The organism is Terrirubrum flagellatum (assembly GCF_022059845.1).
GTDB classification, from domain to species: Bacteria; Pseudomonadota; Alphaproteobacteria; order Rhizobiales; family Beijerinckiaceae; genus Terrirubrum; species Terrirubrum flagellatum.
In genome coordinates, this window is sequence record NZ_CP091851.1 from 5128790 (window position 1) to 5147587 (window position 18798).

The 18798-nt window shown below is 64.7% G+C and carries 22 protein-coding genes and 1 pseudogene; 18 read left to right on the top strand and 5 right to left on the bottom strand.

The window, feature by feature from the left end; genetic code table 11:
* Positions 1-11 precede the first annotated feature (11 nt).
* Both L8F45_RS24955 and L8F45_RS24960 read right to left on the bottom strand, forming a co-directional pair.
* The gene (locus L8F45_RS24955) at positions 12-767 is read right to left on the bottom strand and encodes an SDR family NAD(P)-dependent oxidoreductase (RefSeq protein ID WP_342360533.1); all 756 of its coding nucleotides are present in this window, start codon (positions 765-767) and stop codon (positions 12-14) included.
* Positions 761-1774 carry a ketopantoate reductase family protein gene (locus tag L8F45_RS24960; protein WP_342360534.1) on the bottom strand — a complete coding sequence of 338 codons (1014 nt, stop codon included), beginning with the start codon at positions 1772-1774 and terminating at the stop codon, positions 761-763. Before L8F45_RS24960 ends, L8F45_RS24955 begins: the two co-directional genes overlap by 7 nt.
* Before the next feature lie 120 nt (positions 1775-1894).
* Between L8F45_RS24960 and L8F45_RS24965 the strand changes: the two genes are divergently transcribed.
* From L8F45_RS24965 to L8F45_RS25000, 8 genes are all read left to right on the top strand, one after another.
* Positions 1895-2758 carry a TIGR01459 family HAD-type hydrolase gene (locus L8F45_RS24965; protein ID WP_342360535.1) on the top strand — a complete coding sequence of 288 codons (864 nt, stop codon included), beginning with the start codon at positions 1895-1897 and terminating at the stop codon, positions 2756-2758.
* A gap of 248 nt (positions 2759-3006) precedes the next feature.
* Positions 3007-3342 (top strand): AtpZ/AtpI family protein, encoded by a 336-nt coding sequence (locus L8F45_RS24970; RefSeq protein ID WP_342360536.1) that lies wholly within the window; start codon positions 3007-3009, stop codon positions 3340-3342.
* 65 nt (positions 3343-3407) lie between these two features.
* Positions 3408-4178: a F0F1 ATP synthase subunit A gene (locus L8F45_RS24975; protein ID WP_342360537.1), complete on the top strand. Its 771-nt coding sequence runs from the start codon at positions 3408-3410 to the stop codon at positions 4176-4178.
* Positions 4179-4221: 43 nt separating this feature from the next.
* A complete protein-coding gene (locus L8F45_RS24980) occupies positions 4222-4452 on the top strand; it encodes a F0F1 ATP synthase subunit C (RefSeq protein WP_342360538.1) in 231 nt (76 codons plus the stop codon).
* 79 nt (positions 4453-4531) lie between these two features.
* Positions 4532-5077, top strand: a complete 546-nt coding sequence (locus L8F45_RS24985; RefSeq protein WP_342360539.1) for a F0F1 ATP synthase subunit B family protein — start codon at positions 4532-4534, stop codon at positions 5075-5077.
* A gap of 10 nt (positions 5078-5087) precedes the next feature.
* Positions 5088-5579, top strand: a complete 492-nt coding sequence (locus L8F45_RS24990) for a F0F1 ATP synthase subunit B family protein (protein WP_342360540.1) — start codon at positions 5088-5090, stop codon at positions 5577-5579.
* Positions 5580-5598: 19 nt separating this feature from the next.
* A complete protein-coding gene (locus tag L8F45_RS24995) occupies positions 5599-5781 on the top strand; it encodes a hypothetical protein (protein ID WP_342360541.1) in 183 nt (60 codons plus the stop codon).
* On the top strand, positions 5781-6434 hold the full coding sequence (locus L8F45_RS25000; protein ID WP_342360542.1) for an HAD family hydrolase: 654 nt from the start codon (positions 5781-5783) through the stop codon (positions 6432-6434). Before L8F45_RS24995 ends, L8F45_RS25000 begins: the two co-directional genes overlap by 1 nt.
* 3 nt (positions 6435-6437) lie before the next feature.
* On the opposite strand, the gene cynS is transcribed toward L8F45_RS25000, so the two are convergent.
* Positions 6438-6920, bottom strand: coding sequence for a cyanase (cynS, locus tag L8F45_RS25005; protein ID WP_342360543.1), 483 nt, complete (start codon positions 6918-6920; stop codon positions 6438-6440).
* Positions 6921-7046: 126 nt separating this feature from the next.
* Here cynS and L8F45_RS25010 point away from each other — a divergent pair, with 126 nt between their 5' ends.
* Positions 7047-7652 (top strand): DUF2239 family protein, encoded by a 606-nt coding sequence (locus L8F45_RS25010; RefSeq protein WP_342360544.1) that lies wholly within the window; start codon positions 7047-7049, stop codon positions 7650-7652.
* A gap of 3 nt (positions 7653-7655) precedes the next feature.
* Here the strand turns inward: L8F45_RS25010 and L8F45_RS25015 are convergent, their stop codons facing one another.
* Positions 7656-9764: a hypothetical protein gene (locus tag L8F45_RS25015; protein WP_342360545.1), complete on the bottom strand. Its 2109-nt coding sequence runs from the start codon at positions 9762-9764 to the stop codon at positions 7656-7658.
* 142 nt (positions 9765-9906) lie between these two features.
* On the bottom strand, positions 9907-10836 hold the full coding sequence (locus tag L8F45_RS25020; protein ID WP_342360546.1) for a LysR family transcriptional regulator: 930 nt from the start codon (positions 10834-10836) through the stop codon (positions 9907-9909).
* Positions 10837-10959: 123 nt separating this feature from the next.
* Between L8F45_RS25020 and L8F45_RS25025 the strand changes: the two genes are divergently transcribed.
* The 9 genes and pseudogenes from L8F45_RS25025 to hisG all read left to right on the top strand — a co-directional run bounded on the left by L8F45_RS25025 (position 10960) and on the right by hisG (position 18754).
* A complete protein-coding gene (locus tag L8F45_RS25025; protein WP_342360547.1) occupies positions 10960-12396 on the top strand; it encodes an FAD-binding oxidoreductase in 1437 nt (478 codons plus the stop codon).
* A gap of 45 nt (positions 12397-12441) precedes the next feature.
* Positions 12442-12705: a type II toxin-antitoxin system Phd/YefM family antitoxin gene (locus L8F45_RS25030; RefSeq protein WP_342360548.1), complete on the top strand. Its 264-nt coding sequence runs from the start codon at positions 12442-12444 to the stop codon at positions 12703-12705.
* 3 nt (positions 12706-12708) lie between these two features.
* Positions 12709-13146 carry a hypothetical protein gene (locus L8F45_RS25035; RefSeq protein ID WP_342360549.1) on the top strand — a complete coding sequence of 146 codons (438 nt, stop codon included), beginning with the start codon at positions 12709-12711 and terminating at the stop codon, positions 13144-13146.
* Positions 13147-13156: 10 nt separating this feature from the next.
* Complete coding sequence (locus L8F45_RS25040; RefSeq protein ID WP_342360550.1) at positions 13157-14350, top strand: FAD-binding protein; 1194 nt, start codon at positions 13157-13159, stop codon at positions 14348-14350.
* 176 nt (positions 14351-14526) lie between these two features.
* Positions 14527-15942, top strand: a complete 1416-nt coding sequence (locus L8F45_RS25045; protein ID WP_342360551.1) for a heterodisulfide reductase-related iron-sulfur binding cluster — start codon at positions 14527-14529, stop codon at positions 15940-15942.
* Between the two features lie 64 nt (positions 15943-16006).
* The gene (locus tag L8F45_RS25050) at positions 16007-16288 is read left to right on the top strand and encodes a ribbon-helix-helix domain-containing protein (protein WP_342360552.1); all 282 of its coding nucleotides are present in this window, start codon (positions 16007-16009) and stop codon (positions 16286-16288) included.
* Positions 16278-16445, top strand: a pseudogene (locus L8F45_RS30875) (type II toxin-antitoxin system RelE/ParE family toxin); the annotation flags it as partial. The gene L8F45_RS25050 and the pseudogene L8F45_RS30875, both read left to right, overlap by 11 nt.
* A 216-nt stretch (positions 16446-16661) precedes the next feature.
* Complete coding sequence (locus L8F45_RS25055; protein WP_342360553.1) at positions 16662-17780, top strand: ATP phosphoribosyltransferase regulatory subunit; 1119 nt, start codon at positions 16662-16664, stop codon at positions 17778-17780.
* Positions 17777-18754, top strand: a complete 978-nt coding sequence (hisG, locus tag L8F45_RS25060) for an ATP phosphoribosyltransferase (protein ID WP_342360554.1) — start codon at positions 17777-17779, stop codon at positions 18752-18754. The genes L8F45_RS25055 and hisG overlap by 4 nt, the downstream gene beginning before the upstream one ends.
* Positions 18755-18798 lie beyond the last annotated feature (44 nt).

Consider the following 18798-nt stretch of genomic DNA (forward strand, 5'->3'; position numbering starts at 1 on the left):
ACATGCTGATCTCAGGCGCGCCCGCCATCGACGGAGAGGATCTGCCCGGAAATCCAGTTCGCCTGTTCGGAGGCGAGAAAAACGACGGCGTTGGCGATGTCTTCCGGCTTGCCCAGACGTCGCGCATGGATCGATTCCACAAGGCGCTTCTGCCCTTCAACGCCATAGCTCTCCCATTGTTTCTGCGTGCTCGGATTGGACAGCACGAATCCCGGCGCGACGGAATTGACGGTGACGCCATGCGGCCCAAGCTCGAGCGCAAGCTGCTTCGTCAGCCCGACCAGCGCATGCTTCGCGGAGGAATAGGCCTGAATTCCGGTAAGAGACGGACGCAATCCAGCGCCTGACGCGATGGTCACGATGCGGCCGCGCTTCTGCTTTTTCATGACGGGCGCGACCGCCTGCGCGAGAAAGAACGCGCCGTCGACATTGGCGTTGAAGATCACGCGCCAGTCGCTCTCCGAAATCTCCTCGATCGGCCGGCCGACCTGTCCACGCACGCCGCCGCCGGCGAGGGCGAGAATGTCGAGACGCCCTTCGGCGGCCGCGATGCTTTCGACAAGCGCATGCGCCGCGGCGCGATCGGAGAGATCGAGCGCATGCGCCGTCGCGCCGAGGTCGCGCGCCGCGGCTTCGACACCCGCTTTGTCGATGTCGGCGAGATGCAGCTTCGCGCCCGCGTCCCTGAGCGCCTGCGCGATGGCGCGGCCGATGCCCTGCGCCGCGCCGGTGACGAGCGCGACCTGATGGTCGAAACGGATCAGCATGCGTCCACCAGAATTTTCAACGTCTCGGCCGATTGCGGCCGACGCCCGTCCTCGACATCGTGAATGAGTTCGACAAGCTTGCGGATTGCGGGCGCATCGACGCCGGCCTCGCGGCCGAGCTTGCCGATGATTCCGATCTGCTCATCGACTTCGGTCTTGCGCTTGCGCACCGCGAGATCGCGCCACACGCCGGAATGAGTCTTGGCGGATTTCGAGGTGTAGTCGGCGAGGCTTGCGATGACGTCGCGCGCTTTCGCCAAAGGCGCGTCGGGCATGAAGGCCGTGGGATCAAACTCCTTGAAGCCGACTGGCGTGATGTTGCGCGCCTTCGCCGCCGCCATCACTTCGCGTCCCAGCGCGATAAACGCCTTCTCGCGCGCGGGATCGGCGAAATTCGCGCTCATGGAATCAGGCGTGAGAGCGGTCGCAAACAGCATCGCGCCATAGGCGAGCTTGCCCCAGAGATAGCCCCAGATATTCTCGGTCAGCACGGCGTCGGGCTCGAAGATCTGCAACGCCTGATGCATCGCGCGCGTGCGCTCGCGGATCGATCCGTCGATCTCGCCAATGACGACCGCGCCGCGATTGCCATAGAGAATCCTACCCGGTCCCAGCCAGTCGGCGCCGAAATTGACGAAGCAGCCCATGGTGCGTTCAGGGCCGACGATCTCTGCGATGGCGAGTTCGTTCAATCCGTTCTGCGCCGACAGCACATAGCCGTCAGCGGCGAGATGCGGCTTCAATTGTTCCGCAGCGGTGCGCGTCGCCTGCGCCTTCACGGCGAGCACGATGATGGGGAATTCGCCCTTCAACTCATCCGGCGTCGCCGAGGGAACAATCTGCGTGAATTCCTCGACCGGCCCCTCGATGGCGACGCCCGTCGTGCGGCAGGCCTCGACATGGGCTGCGACCTGATCGACGAAGGTGACGTCGAGGCCGGCTCGTTTCCACCAGGCGCCAAGCGTGCCGCCAATGGCGCCCGCGCCCCAGATCAGAATGCGATCCATCGTCTCCGCCGCATGTTCTCATCGCCTCTCGACTTGGCGAGGCGGCAGGTTATGGAAAGCCGCGTCGCAGGCAAGCGCGGCTGCAGCGGGTCTCATCCCCGTCTTCGCAAGGATATATGCATGACATCGCCGCACCATGTTCCAGTTATCGAGAACCTCGCCGCGATCTCGGACCGTTACGACGTGCTGTTCTGTGATATCTGGGGTGTGCTGCATAACGGAGTGCGCGAGAACGCGCCGGCGGGCGCGGCGCTCGAACAATTCCGCAAGCGGGGCGGGCGCGTCGTGCTCGTCACCAATGCGCCGGTGCCGGACGTTCAGGTCGCGCGCATCCTCGACAAGAAATTCGTGCGCCGCGCGTCCTGGGACGCGATCGTCAGTTCCGGCGACGTCACGCGGGCGCAGCTCATCGAGCGCGGCGGCGAGGGCGCCTATCATATCGGGCCGGACCGCGATCTCTCGCTCTTCCACGATCTTCCGGTTGATCGCGCGCCGATCGAGCGCGCCAGCGTCGCCGTCGTCACCGGGCTTATCCATGAAGAGCGCGAGCAGGCGGAGGATTACCGCGCGGTTCTCGAAAGGCTGAAGGCGAGGCGCCTGACGCTGATCTGCGCCAACCCCGATCGCGTCGTGCATGTGGGCGACCATCTCGTGCCCTGCGCCGGCGTCGTGGCCGATCTCTATGAGGAGATGGCCGGCAAGGTGATCTGGGCCGGCAAGCCCTACGCGCCGATCTACGAGATGGCGCTGAACAAAGCGTGTGAGCTCAGCGGCGCGGCTGACAAGAGCCGCATCCTGATGATCGGCGATTCTGTGCGCACCGATCTCGCCGGCGCGAACCAGTTCGGCGTCGACGCGCTGTTCGTGTCGCGCGGCGTCCATCGCGATCATTTTGGCGATGAGGGCGACGTTTCAGCCACGACCACGGCGCTTCTCGCCGACGCTGGAGCGCGCGCGATCGGCGCCATGCCGGCGCTGCGCTGATTGCAAGTCGATTTCGCCGCTCTCTTGCGCCGGGCGCGCCACACTTTGTGCGCAACGCATAATATATAATGATTCCAATGAGTTAACCTATCAATAAGCGCCTTGACAGGGGGGTGGGGCGAAAATATGTTCCGCCCGGCTCGCAGGGCTGATTGAGCAGGTTTTGTTCGTCCGGGTCGCGCCTTCCGCAGCGGTTTCGCTGATGGGAGGCGATTGATTTTGGGCGTTTGCGCAAGCGAGGTGGTCCGATGACGGACGACAAGAGCGCGCGCGGCGAGGACGAGGCCTTGAAGGCGCGGCTGGAGAAACTCTCCGCAGCGCTCGACGCGACGAAGCAGGCGCCGACACGGCGTTTCGCGGAAGCGGCGTCCAACGACGCCAGTGGGCAGGGAAGCGCCATGAATCTCGGATTCAGGGTGCTGACGGAGTTCGTGGCCGGAGTCATTGCGGGCTGCCTGATCGGCTATCTGCTTGACCTCTGGCTCGGGACATCGCCCGTCGCCCTCATCGTCTTCATTTTTCTGGGGACGGCTACGGGCTTCTGGAACGTTTACCGGATTGCGATGAAGCCGACGGGACGCTAAGGCCCGCGGCATCGCGAATGTCATGTCAGGCCAGCCGTCCGGCGGGCCGCATCAAGGGGACCGCCGTGGCCGCCGAAGGCGCAACGCCAGAGCTCGATCCGATCCACCAGTTCCAGGTGCATCCGATCCTCGAACTGAAGCTGTTCGGCCTCGACGTTTCTTTCACCAACGCCTCCCTGTTCAAGGCGGTCGTGCTCGCGGCGATCTTCGCCCTGATGATCCTGGGCACGCGCAACCGCCATCTGGTTCCCGGCCGCATCCAGGCCGCAGCCGAGATGATCTACGAATTCGTCGCGTCGACGGTGCGCTCGACGATCGGCAATGAGGGGATGCGCTTCTTTCCATTCGTGTTCTCGCTCTTCATGTTCGTGCTATTCTCGAATCTGATTGGCCTCATCCCCGGCACCTTCACCGTCACCAGCCACATCATCGTCACCTTCGCGCTGGCGCTGACCGTCATCTCGACGGTCATCATCTATGGCTGGATGAAGCACGGCTCGCATTTCCTGCACCTGTTCGTGCCCTCAGGCGTGCCCGCCCTGCTGTTGCCCTTCATCGTCCTGATCGAGATCATCTCCTTCGTGTCGCGGCCGATCTCATTGTCGGTTCGTCTCTTCGCCAACATGCTGGCGGGCCACATCACCCTGAAGGTGTTTGGCGGCTTCGTCGCGATGCTGATTTCCGCCGGCGGCGCGGCTTCGCTGCTTTCGCCGCTGCCGCTGATCGCGATCCCCGTGCTGACCGCATTCGAACTGCTGGTCGCGGCTTTGCAGGCCTACGTCTTCGCCATTCTCACCTGCGTCTATCTCAACGACGCTCTCCATCCCGGCCACTGATCCCAGTCGCCGTTTTACCCGGAAAACCCAACAGGAGTTCAAAATGGATCCCGTCGCAGCCAAGTACATCGGCGCTGGTCTCGCCGCCATCGGCATGGGCGTCGCCGCGGTCGGCGTCGGCACGATCTTCGGCAACTTCCTCTCGGGCGCGCTGCGCAATCCGTCGGCGGCTGACGGCCAGTTCGGTCGCGCCTTCATCGGCGCTGCGCTCGCTGAAGGTCTCGGCATCTTCGCGTTCCTGGTCGCGATCATCCTGCTCTTCGTCGCGAGGTGAAGGCTCCGGTTCGGATTCCAGTCCGAACCGTCGTCTCAAACAGGCCGCATCTGCGGCCTGTCTCACAAGCGAGGGTCATATGATCTCTTCCGCCTACGCCGCGACCGCCCCGCACGCCGCCGGGCCGGATGCGGGCGTTTCGTTCCCGCCCTTCGATGCGTCGATTTTCGCCTCGCAGCTGTTCTGGCTCGCGATCTCGTTCGGCGCGCTCTACTGGGTCATGTCGAACATCGCGCTGCCGCGCATGGCGCAGCTGCTCGAAGTGCGCGCGAAGAAGATCAAGTCCGATCTCGATCACGCCGCCGACATGCAGGCCAAGGCGCAAGCCGCCGGCGAAGCCTACGAGAAGTCGCTCGCCGATGCGCGCGCCAACGCCCAGGGAATCGCTGCGCAGACCCGCGACAAGCTGAACGCCGAGGCCGAATCAAAGCGCAAGACGCTTGAGACGGATCTCGCCGCCAGGCTCATCGCCGCCGAGAAGCAGGTGGGCGAGACCAAGACGAAAGCGCTCGCCAATGTCGATTCGATCGCTGCGGAAGCGGCGGCCGCGATCGTCGAGCGGCTGAGCGGCAAGGCGCCTGCAGCGAGCGACGTCGCTGCGGCCATCGCCGCTGCGAAGAACTGAGGAGGCGTCGATGCATCTTCTTCTCGACGCCGAATTCTGGGTCGCGGTCGGCTTCATCCTGTTCCTTGGCGTGCTCGCCTGGTTCGGTGTTCACAAGACGATCATCTCTGCGCTCGACGGGCGCGCCAATGCGATCAAGGCCGAATTTGCGGAAGCCGCGCGCCTGCGCGCGGAAGCGGAATCGCTGCTCGCGAGCTTCGAAGCCAAGCGCAAGGCGGCTGAAGCCGAAGCGGCCGAGATCGTCGCTCACGCGAAGGTCGACGCCGAGCGCATGGCGAAAGAGGCGGAAGCCAAGCTCGCCGACTTCGTGAAGCGCCGTACGGCGCAGGCCGAACTCAAGATCGCGCAGGCGGAAAGCCAGGCCGCCGCCGAAGTGCGCGCCGCCGCGGCTGACGCTGCGGTCCGCGCATCGGAAGCGATCCTGCGCAAGCAGACGGCGGGCGCGAGCGGCGAAGAGTTTGTGCGTGCGGGCTTGAGCGGCCTCAAGGGCCGCTTGAACTGACGCCGGTCAGAGCAAAATCGTGAAAGCCGCCGGCGACGGCGGCTTTTTCATTTTGAACGAGGCAATCATCTATGAGGCCGTCATGCCCGCGCTTGTCGCGGGCATCCACGTCTTCCTTTCAACCGAAAACAAGACGTGGATGGCCGGAACAAGTCCGGCCATGACGGAGGAGTACTTCATGACGCCTGTCAGGTTGATGTGATGCTGCTGATCTTCGATTGCGATGGAGTGCTGGTGGACAGCGAAGTCATCGCCTGCGCCGCAGTCTCCGATCATCTCGCATTGCTTGGCGCAGCGATGTCGGCGGCGGAAGTGGGTGAGCGCTTTGTTGGCGTCAGCTCGAAAGACATGATGGCGGCGCTCATCCAGCAATTCGGCGCGCGCATTCCCGAAGACTTCCGATCCGCGCTCCAGCTTCGGACGCTTGCGCTGCTCGCGAGCGATCTGCAGCCGATCCCTGGCGTGCGCATGGCGATCGAGGCGCTGCCGCATCGCCGCTGCGTCGCATCGTCATCGACGATCGAGCGCATTTCTCTTTCTCTCGCGACGGCGCGTCTCGCTGATCTCTTCGAGCCAGCGCACATTTTCTCGTCCTATATGGTGAAGCACGGCAAGCCCGCGCCCGACATCTTTCTTCACGCCGCGCGCGAGATGCAGACGCAACCCGGCGAGTGCGTGGTGATTGAAGATTCGGTCGCCGGCGTCACCGGCGCTTCCGCCGCCGGCATGCGTGTGATCGGCTTCACCGGCGGCTCGCATCTCGTCGACAAGTCGGCGCATGCGGAGAAGCTGCGCGCCGCGGGCGCGCATATCGTCATCGACGACATGCGCGATCTCGCCGCTCACGTCGGCTGAGACTCATTCTTCCTTGTAGCCATATTCCGGGATGCCCTGCTCGGCGCCGTAATATCGGTAAGGCAGGAACTTCCCCGACATCACGATCTTCACGCGGTCGCCCTTGGGATGCGGCATGCGCTCGAAATCGAAGTCGAAATCGATGGCTGACATGATGCCGTCGCCGAACTCCTCCTCGATCAGCGCCTTCCAGGCGGGGCCGTTGACCATCACCATTTCATAGAAGCGATAGATCAGCGGGTCGGTCGGCGGCATCGGCGTTCCGCGATAAGGCGTCTCGTTCAGCATCGCCTCTTCGGCCGGCGACAATCCGAACAATTCGGCCGCCTTCTTCGCCAACGGCTTCACCAGCTTCATCTGGCCGAGCAGCGCGCCGACCACGAGCGTCGGCGCCATGCCGCCGATCTCCTCGCTGATGTATTTCCAGCTCCAGCCCTTCTCGCGCTTGATGTCGCAAATCTTCTCGGTCAGTTCCGCGCGCTTCATCGTCATCTCCTGATTGCCCTGAGACGGCTGCAAGCTCCATGCCGGCGATCGGAATTATTACCCGGGTGATATTGACAACGCTATTTTATCCGGGTAAATCGCGCGGCGTTGATACGGAGATTTGAAATGCAGCGCGGAGGCTGGACCGCTTTCCACGGCGCGCGGCGCGTCGGACGTGAGGAGGGGGCAGAAATTCTTGCGACGGAGCAATGGCGCGACGGACAAGCAGGCGATCCGTCGCTGCTGGTCTTCGACGACCTGACCGGGCGCGTTCTCGATGTCGATCTGTCGCGACCGGCAGATGAGATTTTCGCGCTGCTCGATCGAGCCGCCGCGCCGGAATCGGATGAGCAGGGCGCGTCATCCCAAACGAAAGGCGTCGGCCGGCCAAAGCTTGGCGTCGTCGCGCGTGAGATCACGCTCCTGCCGCGACATTGGGAATGGCTCGCCAGCCGGCCCGGCGGCGCATCGATCACCATCCGCAAGCTCGTGGATGAGGCGCGCCGCGCAACGACAGACACCGATCGCGTGAAGACGGCGCAGGAAGCCGCCTATCGCGTCATGCATGCGCTGGCTGGAGACAGGCCGGGATATGAGGAGGCGCTGCGCGCGCTCTATGCGCGCGACGCCGCGCGATTCGATCGCATGATCGAATTCTGGCCGGCCGATGTCAGCGCCTATGTGCTTGAGATCGCCGCTCCGGTCTTCGTGCAGGCGGCGGACGCGGCGTGACGATCAGTCGTCGTCTTTCGGCCCACGCCAGTTGACGATGCTCATGAGATTGCTGCTGGCGTCGGTCCAGAGCAGCAGCGAATCCGAGCCGTCGCGCCAGGGCGAGATCGACGCCTTCACCTGCGGAACCTCCCAGAATTTATCGTCGCGGCTGTAGAGCGCCCAGCTCACCACGTCCTCGCACTCCGTTTCGTCCGCCGGCGTTTCGACCCAGCGGACGCCGATGTTGAGCGCCTTCGCGAGGCCGCGATGCAGCGGCGCGATCTCGAACGTGTCGAGCTCGAAATTGACGGCGAGGATTCCATCCTGCGCGAGATGGGCGAGATAGGTCTTGAACGCCTCTTCGGTCATGAGATGCATCGGCGGCGAAGCGCCGCGGAAGGCGTTGATGACGAGGATGTCGAATTTCTGCGGGCCGGGATTGGCGAGCTCGCGTTCGAGCACGAGGCGGCCGTCGCCCAGCGCGACCTCCACCTTCGCCTTGCCGTCGCGCACGAAGGTGAAATGCTTGTTGACGAGATCTAGCACCGCCGGATTGAGCTCGTAATAACGCATGAGATCGCCGTCGCGACCGAGGCCGGCGATCATGCCGGCGCCGAGCCCGACAATGCCGATGCGCAGCGGCGCGTTCGGATTGGCGCGACGCTTCGCGTTGAACTGCACCGCCTTGCCCAGCGCGCTCGCCTGATTGAAGGCGCAGGACGGCTCCATCTTTCGCTCGGGCTTGCGGAACTGCGAACCCTGATCGACGCCCGCCTGCCGCATCACGAGATTGGCTTCTTCGGGGTCGTTCCACTGATCGCGTGCGACGCTGACGACGCCGTAGAAATTGCGCGCGCGATCGACGACGTCGGATGCGGCGATCGCCTCGCGCCAGACCATCACGCCGAGGCCTGCCGCGAATCCCGCCGCGCCCAGCGCGCCGACCGGGGTCAGCCACGACATCGAGCCGCCCTTGCGATCGCGCCAGAAGATATAGGCGCTCATCGCGCCGACAACGCCAAGAATGATCGGGAACTCGCGATACTCCGAGAAGACGAGCGGCGCCGCGAGCGCGACGAGCAGGCCGCCGATCGCGCCGCCGATCGACATGGCGAGATAGAAGGCCGGCAACTGCCGCGGCCCCGGCTGCAGGCGCACCACCTCGGCGTGGCAGACCATGCAGCCCGCAAAGAGCGCCGCGATATGCGCGATGAAATCGAGCACGAAGCGCGTCGGCGTGTCGGGCCTTCCCGACACCAGCACGATCGCCGCGATGATAAGAAACGCTAGCGCGTAGAGACGCAGGTCGCCGCCATGCTGACGGCCGAAGGCGAGGGTGAAGCTGAGGAGATAGAGCGCGAGCGGCGCGATCCAGAGAAAGGGGATCACCGCCGACCATTGCGTGATCTGGTTGGTGGTCGCGAGCAGCAGGATCGAGCCGAAGGCGCTGTAGAGAATCCAGCGCGCGATGCGGGAGGATTCGAGCTTCTCCGGCGTCGCTTCATTCGCCTGTTCGATCGATCTGGGATGCGCGCGCCACGTCACGAGCGAGCAGACGGCGAAAAGGATGGCGTAAGCGACGAAGGCCCATGACCAGACCCTTGTCTGCACGCCCGTTGTCATCGCGCCCTCGAAGGCGAAGGGGTAACTCAAAAGACCGAGGAACGAGCCGAAGTTGCTCACCGCGAAAAGTTGTGACGGATTGGCCTTGGGATCGAGGCTCGCGAACCAGCGCGTGATCAGCGGCGATGTCGTCGCGAGAACGAGATAGGGGCCGCCGACGGTCGCCGCCAGAAGCGCGACAATGCGCCAGGTCGGATCGCCGGCATCGACAGGTTTCCAGCTTTCCGCCGGCGTGATCGGCAGCAGCAGAAGCATCACAGCCAGCAGCGCGATCTGCGCCAGCGCCTGCTTCGCCACGGTCATCGGCCTCGTCAGCGCATAGGCGTAGGCGTAGCCGGCGAGCAGCGCCATCTGGAAGAACAGCATGCAGACGATCCAGGTCGTCGCCGCGCCGCCGAACCAGGGCAGGATGTATTTCGCCAGCATCGGCTGGACCTGAAACAGCAGGAAGCCGGCGACGCCCATGGTCGCGGCGAACAAGGTGCGAATCGCGGGCGTCGAAATCATGCGTATTCTTCTCCACCTACTTCATCGTCATCGCCGGGCTTGACCCGGCGATCCAGTTTTCATGTCGGCGCGCGTGGCCGTGGATCGCCGGGTCAAGCCCGGCGATGACAGCTGGATAGAAGGAAATGTAAATCGCTCGCATTCACGTCGCTGCGGACGCGCCTGGCGCCACGCCGAGATCCTTGTCCCAATAAGGAATCTGGCCATAGAGCGCGGCGAGAAAATCGATGAACAGCCGGACCTTGTGCGGCAGATGGCGGCGGCTGGGATAGACAGCGTGGATGGCGACGCGCTGCGAGGCGTGAACGTCAGGCAGCACCTGCTTCAATCGGCCCGAGCGTAATTCAGCGCCGACATCCCAGGTCGAGCGCAGCGCGACGCCGGCGCCGGCCAGAACCGCCTCGCGCACAACCTCGCTGGAATTGGTGCGCAGGCGGCTCTCGATCTTCACGACGGTTTCGCCATCAGGACCTTCGAGCCTGAGATGATCGGCGTTGTGGGCGAGCAGGCGATGATTCCCAAGATCGGCGATGCTCTTCGGCTCGCCGCGAGCGGCGATGTAGGCGGGACTGGCGCAGAGCAGGCGATGATTGGGCGCGAGCCGCTTCGCGACGAGGCTCGAATCCTGGAGATCGCCGATGCGGATCGCGACATCGAAGCCTTCGCCGATCACATCGACGAACGCGTCCGACAGTGAGAGATCGATCGTCAGCGCGGGATGCGCGTCGAGGAAGGGCGTGAGATGCGGCGCGACATGCATGCGGCCGAACGAGGTCGGCGCCGACACGCGCAAGGTCCCGCGCGCCTGCGTCGCGCCTGATGAAAGCCATTCCTCGGCCTCCTCGACGCTCGAGAGAATCGAGACGACGCGCTCGAAGAATCCCTGGCCGGCTTCCGTCAGCGCCACCTTGCGGGTGGTGCGCTGGAACAGGCGCACATCGAGGCGCTCCTCCAGCGCGCGGATGCGTTTCGACACCTTGGCCGGCGAGACGCCAAGCTCGCGCGCCGCGGCTGACATGCCTCCCGTGGTGACGATGCGCGCAAACAGGTCGAGATCGGTCAGGCGGTCCAAGAACTCAGGCGGTCCAAGAGCGGATTATTTCCGCAATGGAAATGATCCTCGACCTCCGGCTCTGGTTCAAGTCATATCGGGCGCGATATAATGACCACCGCTTCGCGATCGAGGACATGAGCCATGACCGCTATCGCCTTTCCCGCGCCTGACGCTGCGATCCTCGCGCGACGCGAGGCGATCATCGCCGATCTCGCGCGCCTGCTGCCGCCGCAGTCGCTCGTGACGACCGATGACGAGCGCCGCGTGTTCGAGACGGACGGGCTGACCGCTTACCGCAAGCAGCCGCTCGCGGTGGCGCTGCCTTCGACAACGGAAGAAGCGGCCGCGGTGATGCGCTATTGCCATGAGAACGGCGTGCCGGTGGTGCCGCGCGGCGCGGGCACCTCGCTGTGCGGCGGCGCGATCCCGCAGGAGGATGCGGTGGTGATCGGGCTCGGCAAGATGAGCCGTATCATCGAGATCGACTATGCGAACCGCGTCGCGCGCGTGCAGGCCGGCGTCACCAATCTCGCCATCACCGGCGCCGTACAGGCGGACGGATTCTTCTATGCGCCCGACCCGTCATCGCAGCTCGCCTGCACCATCGGCGGCAATATCGGCATGAATTCCGGCGGCGCGCATTGCCTGAAATACGGCGTCACCACCAACAATGTGCTGGGCCTCCGCATGGTGTTGAATGATGGGACGATCGTCGATCTCGGCGGCGATCATCTCGACAGCGCCGGCTATGACCTGCTTGGCCTGATGCATGGCTCGGAAGGTCAGCTTGGCCTCATCACTGAGGCGACGGTGCGGCTCCTGCGTTCGGCGGAAGGCGCGCGGCCCGTTCTCTTCGGCTTCGACACGAGCGAGGAGGCGGGCGCGGCGACAGCCGCGATCATCGCGGCCGGCATCATTCCCGTCGCGATCGAATTCATGGACAAGCCGGCGATCGAAATCTGCGAAGCCTATGCGAAGGCCGGCTATCCCCTCGATGTTGGTGCGCTGCTCATCGTCGAGGTCGAAGGCTCGGACGAGGAGATGGACGCGCAGTTGAAAGAGATCGTCGCCATCGCGAAGCAGCATGGCGTGAAGGTAGTGAAGGAATCGCAATCGGCGATGGAGGCGGCGCTGATCTGGAAGGGCCGCAAATCCGCCTTCGGCGCCACGGGAAGAATCGCCGATTATATCTGCATGGACGGAACGATCCCGACGGGCCAATTGCCCTACGTCCTGCAGAAGATGGACGAGATCGTGAAGCGTCACGGGTTGCGCGTCGCCAACGTGTTCCATGCCGGCGATGGCAATTTGCATCCGCTCATCCTCTATAACTGCAACGACGCGCAAGAGCAGGCGAAGGCGGAAGAAGCGGGCAACGAAATCCTGAAGCTCTGCGTCGATGTCGGGGGATGCCTCACGGGCGAACATGGCGTCGGCATCGAGAAGCGGGATCTGATGACGCACCAGTTCACCAAGATCGATCTCGATCAGCAGATGCGCGTGCGCGCGGTGTTTGATCCGCCCTGGCTGCTCAATCCCGCGAAAGTGTTTCCGCTGGAAGGACGGATCGCGACGTGACAAAATCCGCATTTTCCGTATAATACGGGGAAGTGAGATACTGACATGAAGACGAAATCGGCGACGGCGACTGATGTCGCTAAACATTTCGGCGCATACATCGACGCGGCGAAGTCGGGACCGGTGAAGGTGACCAAGCACGACCGGACCGCGGCCTATCTGCTTTCGCCGGAATATTTCGAGCAACTGCTGCTCCGCGAGCGGCCGGCGCCGCGCGTCGATCAGGTTGACGAGGAATGGATCGCTGCGCTTGAGGCGGCGCAGGCGCCTCCCGAAGAAGACTACGAGATCACGGACTTCAAGGGTTGATGCATGGACCTCGCGCCGCCCCGGCCGGGCGAGGTCATCAGATACGCCTATCTCTGGATGAACGAGGCCAAGGCCGGACGTCGTGAAGGCGTGAAGATTCGCCCATGCGCGGTCGTCATGGCGGTGGAGAAGCGCGATGGACAGATGATCGTTTCGGTGTCGCCGATCACTCACGCGCCGCCAGTACACGGTACTCGGGCCGTCGAGATTCCGCGCGAAGTCAAGATCAGACTCGGTCTCGACGACGAGCGCTCGTGGGTCGCGTGCAACGAGATCAACGATTTTGTTTGGCCGGGAACGGATATCAGCGCGATCCCACATCGAGAGCCGTCGACTGTTCGGTACGGCTTTCTCCCTTCAGTGCTTTTTGCGAAGATCAAGGCCGAGTTGATCGCGAGCGCGCGGAATCAAGGGCTCGACCGCGTGCATCGCGACACATAGATCGCTCGATATGTCCTCGTCACATCATTCTCCCTCCAACTCCGCCGAAGCCGCCGCGATTATTTCCGAAGCGCGCGCGAAGAAGACGCCGCTCGCGATATCAGGCGGCGGCACGCGCAGCGCGATCGGCCGGCCGATGCAGACGGCCGCCGACATCACGACTGCGGCGCTCAACGGAATCACGCTCTACGAGCCGGCCGAGATGGTGATCGGCGCGAAGGCGGGCACGCCGCTTGGCGAGGTTCAGAAAACGCTTGCCGAGAAGGGCCAGCAGCTCGCCTTTGAGCCGATGGATCATCGCGCGCTGATGAGTTCAACAGGCGAGCCGACCATCGGCGCCATCGCCGCCGGCAATATCTCGGGGCCGCGACGCATCAATTTCGGCGCGGCGCGCGATTCGCTCATCGGCGTGAAGTTCATCAACGGCCGCGGCGAGGATGTGCAGTCGGGCGGCCGCGTGATGAAGAACGTCACCGGGCTTGATCTCGTGAAATTGTCCGCCGGCGCCTGGGGCACGCTCGGCTTCCTGCATGAGGTCACGTTCAAGGTCCTGCCGAAGCCGGAGACGCAGCTCACGCTCCTGATCTCCGGGCTCGACGATGCGCGCGCGATCGCCGCGCTGTCAGCGGCGCTCGGCTCGCCATTCGAACCATCAGGCGCGGCGCACCTGCCGCGCGACATCGATCGCGTCGCCAAGACGCTCATTCGTCTCGAAGGCTTTTCCGATTCGCTCCGCTATCGCGCCGGCCAATTGAAGGAGTTGCTTGCGGGCTATGGCGCGATCGATGTGCTCGAAGCAGACGCCTCTGAAATGCTGTGGCTTCGGGTACGCGATGCGACGTTCCTTGCCGAGCCGCGGGACAGAGCGGTGTGGCGTCTCTCCGTCGCGCCGACGCGCGGGCCTGAAATCGTCGCGCAAATTCGCCGTCAACGCGAGATCAGGCATTTCTACGATTGGGGCGGCGGGCTGATCTGGATCGCGACCGATGCGACAGGCGATGGCGGCGCGAGTGTCATTCGCGCGGCGATCGCTGCTTTCGACTCCGGCCATGCGACGCTGGTGCGTGGTTCGCAGGAGTTGCGCGACAGCGTCGACGTTTTTCAGCCGCTGCCTGAGCCGCTGATGAAATTGCAGAAGGGATTGAAAGCGAGTTTCGATCCCGACGGGATTTTGAATCCGGGGAAGATGTATGCCGGCGTGTGATCGGGCCGTCATCCCGTGCGCGGCGCGGCATGTGATGACGCGACGCAGACACGGGACCTTATGATGATTCGCCAATTCCCAAACGATCCCGGATCAGCGGCGCATCATTGCATGCTGCGCCGCGTCCGGGATGACGAGTTGGCGCCGCAGCGCGTCCGGGATGACCGTCAGGACTGATGCAAACCAACTTCACCCCCGCGCAACTCTCCGACCCCCGCACCGCCGCGTCGGAGAAAATTCTGCGCACCTGCGTGCATTGCGGCTTCTGCACCGCGACCTGCCCGACCTATGTGCTGATGGGCGATGAGCTCGATAGCCCGCGCGGGCGCATCTATCTCATCAAGGATATGCTGGAGAACGGCCGCAAGGCGAGCGAGGAGGTGGTCACCCATATCGACCGCTGCCTCTCCTGCCTCTCCTGCATGACGACGTGCCCATCAGGCGTGCATTACATGCATCTCGTCGACCATGCGCGCGCGCATATCGAAGAGACCTATTCGCGCTCCTTCAGCGATCGGCTGATCCGCAGCCTGCTCGCGATGATCCTGCCTTATCCCATGCGGTTTCGATTGGCGCTCGCCGCCGCGCCGCTTGGCAAGATTATGGCGCGCGCCTTGTCGTTTGTCGCGCCGGTTTCAAAACCGAAAACATCCGCGCCGCTCAGGCCCGCGCGCGAACCGTCTGTCTTCGCGCGGCTCAATGCGATGTTCGCGCTGGCGCCGTCGCGCCTGCCCGGCCGCCTCGCTTACGAATCGCAGACTCTCTTTCCTGCCGAAGGCATGCGCCGCAAACGCGTCGCGCTGCTGCGAGGCTGCGCGCAATCCGTGCTCGACCCCGGAATCAATGACGCGACGATCCGTCTGCTCAACCGGCTCGGCGTCGAAGTCGTCATGCCGAAAGAAGAGGGCTGCTGCGGCGCGCTCGTGCATCACATGGGTCGCGACGCGGACAGCCACGCGCAGGCCGCGAACAATATCCTCGCCTGGACGCGCGAGATCGAAGGCGAGGGGCTCGACGCCATCATCATCACCGCGTCCGGCTGCGGCACGACGATCAAGGATTACGGCTTCATGTTCCGCGATGACGCGGCGCTGGCCGCGAAAGCGGCGCGCGTGTCGGAGCTTGCGAAGGATATCGTTGAATTTCTCACTGAGCTTGATCTCAAGCCGGCGCGCGAGACGGGGCTCACAATCGCCTATCACTCCGCCTGCTCGATGCAGCATGGGCAGAAGATCACCGAAGCGCCGAAGACGCTGCTGCGCGCGCTCGGCTTCCGCGTGAAGGAAGCGCCCGAAGGCCACATCTGCTGCGGCTCCGCCGGCGTCTACAACATCCTGCAGCCGGAGATCGCGGCGAGCCTGCGCGATCGCAAGGCCGGCAATATCGCACGGCTCAAGCCTGACGCGATCGCGACCGGCAATATCGGCTGCATCACGCAGATCGCCGCCGGCCTCGCCGAGCGCGGCGCGCCGATCCCGATCCTGCACACGGTCGAGCTGGCGGACTGGGCGATGGGCGGCCCGCTGCCGGAGAAGCTCGCCGCGGCCGGCCTGTCCGGCCGCCCCTCGGCGCCGCTTCTGGCGGCGGAGTAATGGCCGCCACATTGGCGATGTCAGTAAGAAATGTTATGAACTGTTCATAACGAGATTATCAGCGATGGCCGATATCGAACGCATGACCGTGGTTTTCCCGGAGCCAATGGCCACCCGCATCCGCGCGGCGGTCGAGGCGGGGGAATACGCCTCCACCAGCGAAGCGGTGCGTGACGCCGTGCGTCTCTGGGATGAGCGGCGGGCGATGCGCGGCCGCGATCTCGAACGGCTTCGCGCCGCCTGGGATGAGGGGAAGGCGAGCGGCGTGGCTGGCCCCCTCGACATGAAAGCGGTCATCGCCGAGGCGCGGGCCGACTTGAAGCCGCGCCGCCAGCGTGCCCGCTGAGATCGTCGTTTCGCGGCGCGCGCTCGCGGATTTCAAGCGAATCTGGCGTGTCGTTGCGCTCGATAAGCCTGCCGCGGCGGATCGTCTCCTGCTCGCGATGGACGCCAAGATCGAGCGTCTGCGCCGTTTTCCCGAGATGGGCGTCATGCGGGACGACATTCGTCCCGGCTGCCGCTGCCTCATCCATGCCAGCTACCTGATTTTGTACGAGTATCGCGCGCGGACGAGCAGGTGGAGATTGTCGCCGTGGTCGAGGCCATGCGCGATCTCTCTGATTGGTCCTAAGTCCGCCGAAGCCGACAATTCTATTAATCCCGTCGCGGAATTCAGGTCGCGCGCCCCGGAGGCGGCTGCTAGAGACCCGCCCCTGACCATGACCGACCCCGCAGCCCTCGCCGACGATCTCATCGCGCTCTTCGCCGGCGCCGGCTTTGCGCGCGCCGACACGGCGATCCTGCAGCCGGCGGCTTTGTTCGTCGACCTCTCCGGCGAGGACATTCGCCGTCGCCTCTATCTCACCAGCGACGCCGACGGCGCGGAATGGTGTCTGAGGCCCGAATTCACCATTCCGCTCGCCCGCGACCATGTGTCGACAGCGCCCGGAGCGCGGCGGGATGTCGCCTATGCCGGCCCCGTTTTCCGCCATCGCACCGGCGAAAATGGCGAGTTTCCACAAGCGGGCGTCGAATCCTTCGGCCGCGACGATCGCGAGGCCGCCGACGCCGAAATGCTGGCGCTGGCGCTCGAAGCCTGCGGCAAATCCGGCCTCGTGGCGCCCGCGACGGTGATGGGCGACGCCGGGCTTTTCGCCGATCTCCTTTCCGCGCTTTCCCTGACCGAGGCGGCGACGCGACGCCTGAAGCGCGCTTTCGCCACCGGCCGCCTCGTCGACCTCGTCCGTTCGCCGGACGCCGAGACGGACGCTGCGCCCGCCTATGCCGGGCTTCTCACCGCGATCGAGGGGCAGGACCCCAAAGCCGCCCGCGCCTTCGTCGAGGATGTGCTGAAAATCGCCGGCATCGCCCAGGTTGGCGGCCGCACCGCCGGCGACATCGCCGACCGCTTCCTGCGCCAGGCCGCCGGCCGCACCGACGCGAGGCTTGATGATCGCACCCGCGCCATCCTGTCGCGCTTTCTCGCGATCGAGGCCGATCCCGATGCGGCGCTCAGCGAATTGCGCAAGATCGCCGCCGCGGAGCGCATCGATCTCGGTCCTGCCTTCGAGCGCTTCGAGGCGCGCACCGGCTTCATCGCCGCTGCGGGCGTAGATCCCGCAGCGCTGCAGTTCAAGACCGCGTTTGGCCGCAACCTCGATTACTACACAGGCTTCGTATTCGAGATTCGCGATCCCGCGCGCGCTGACGGCAAGCCGGTCTGCGGCGGCGGACGCTATGACGGGCTGATGCTCGCGCTCGGCGCGCCGACGCCGGGCTCCGCTGTCGGCTTCTCCATGTGGCTCGACAGGCTGACCGCGCAGGAGACGTCGGCGTGAGTTCGCAGCCGCTTATTCTCGCTGTTCCCTCGAAGGGCCGCCTGCAGGACAACGCCGCAGCGTTCTTTGCGCGCGCCGGTCTGAATTTCGTGCGCGCGCGGGGCGCGCTTGATTATCGCGGTTCGATCTCAGGCATGGCGGATGCAGAAATCCAGTTTCTCTCCGCCTCCGAAATCACGCAGCAGCTTGCGGCGGGCGCGGTGCATCTCGGCGTCACTGGCGAAGATCTCGTGCGCGAGAATATCGCCGATGCGGATGCGCGCGTCGATCTCGTCAGCCCGCTCGGCTTCGGCCATGCGAATGTCGTCGTCGCCGCGCCGCGCGCCTGGATCGATGTCGCGACCATGGCCGATCTCGACGAGGTCGCGCATGATCTGCATCATCGGCACAAGCGCCGCATGCGCGTCGCGACGAAATATGTGAATCTGACGCGGCGCTTCTTCGCCGCGCATGGATTGTCCGACTATCAGATCGTCGAGAGCGCCGGCGCGACCGAAGGCGCGCCCGCCGCCGGCACGGCGGAGATCGTGGTCGACATCACCTCGAGCGGCGCGACGCTCGCCTCCAACGGGCTCAAGGTTCTCGATGACGGGTTGATCCTGAAGAGCGAAGCCAATCTCGTGGCGTCGCTCACCGCGCCCTGGAGCGCCGAGGCGAAATCGGCGGCGCGCTCGATCCTGTCGCGCATCGCCGCCTCCCAGGGCGCGCAGCGCACGGCGGAAGTGCGCGCGGCGATCGGATCGATCTCGCCGGAGCGCCTCGCGACGCTCATGGCGGCGCGTCAGGCGAGTCTTCCCTTCGGCGCGGCTTCGTCAGGCGCGCCGCTCATCGCCCACTGCCCGCGCGCCGAAGCCGCAGCGCTCGCCGAGGCGCTGGTCGCGGAAGGCGCGACTCATGTCGCCATCGGCGCGATCGACTATCTCTTCACTGGCCGCGTCGATCTCTCGGACAGGCTGTTCTCGCGGCTTGGCTGAGCTTTCGCAGCGCGAACCTGCGGTGCGAAAGCCCTCTGCGGCTC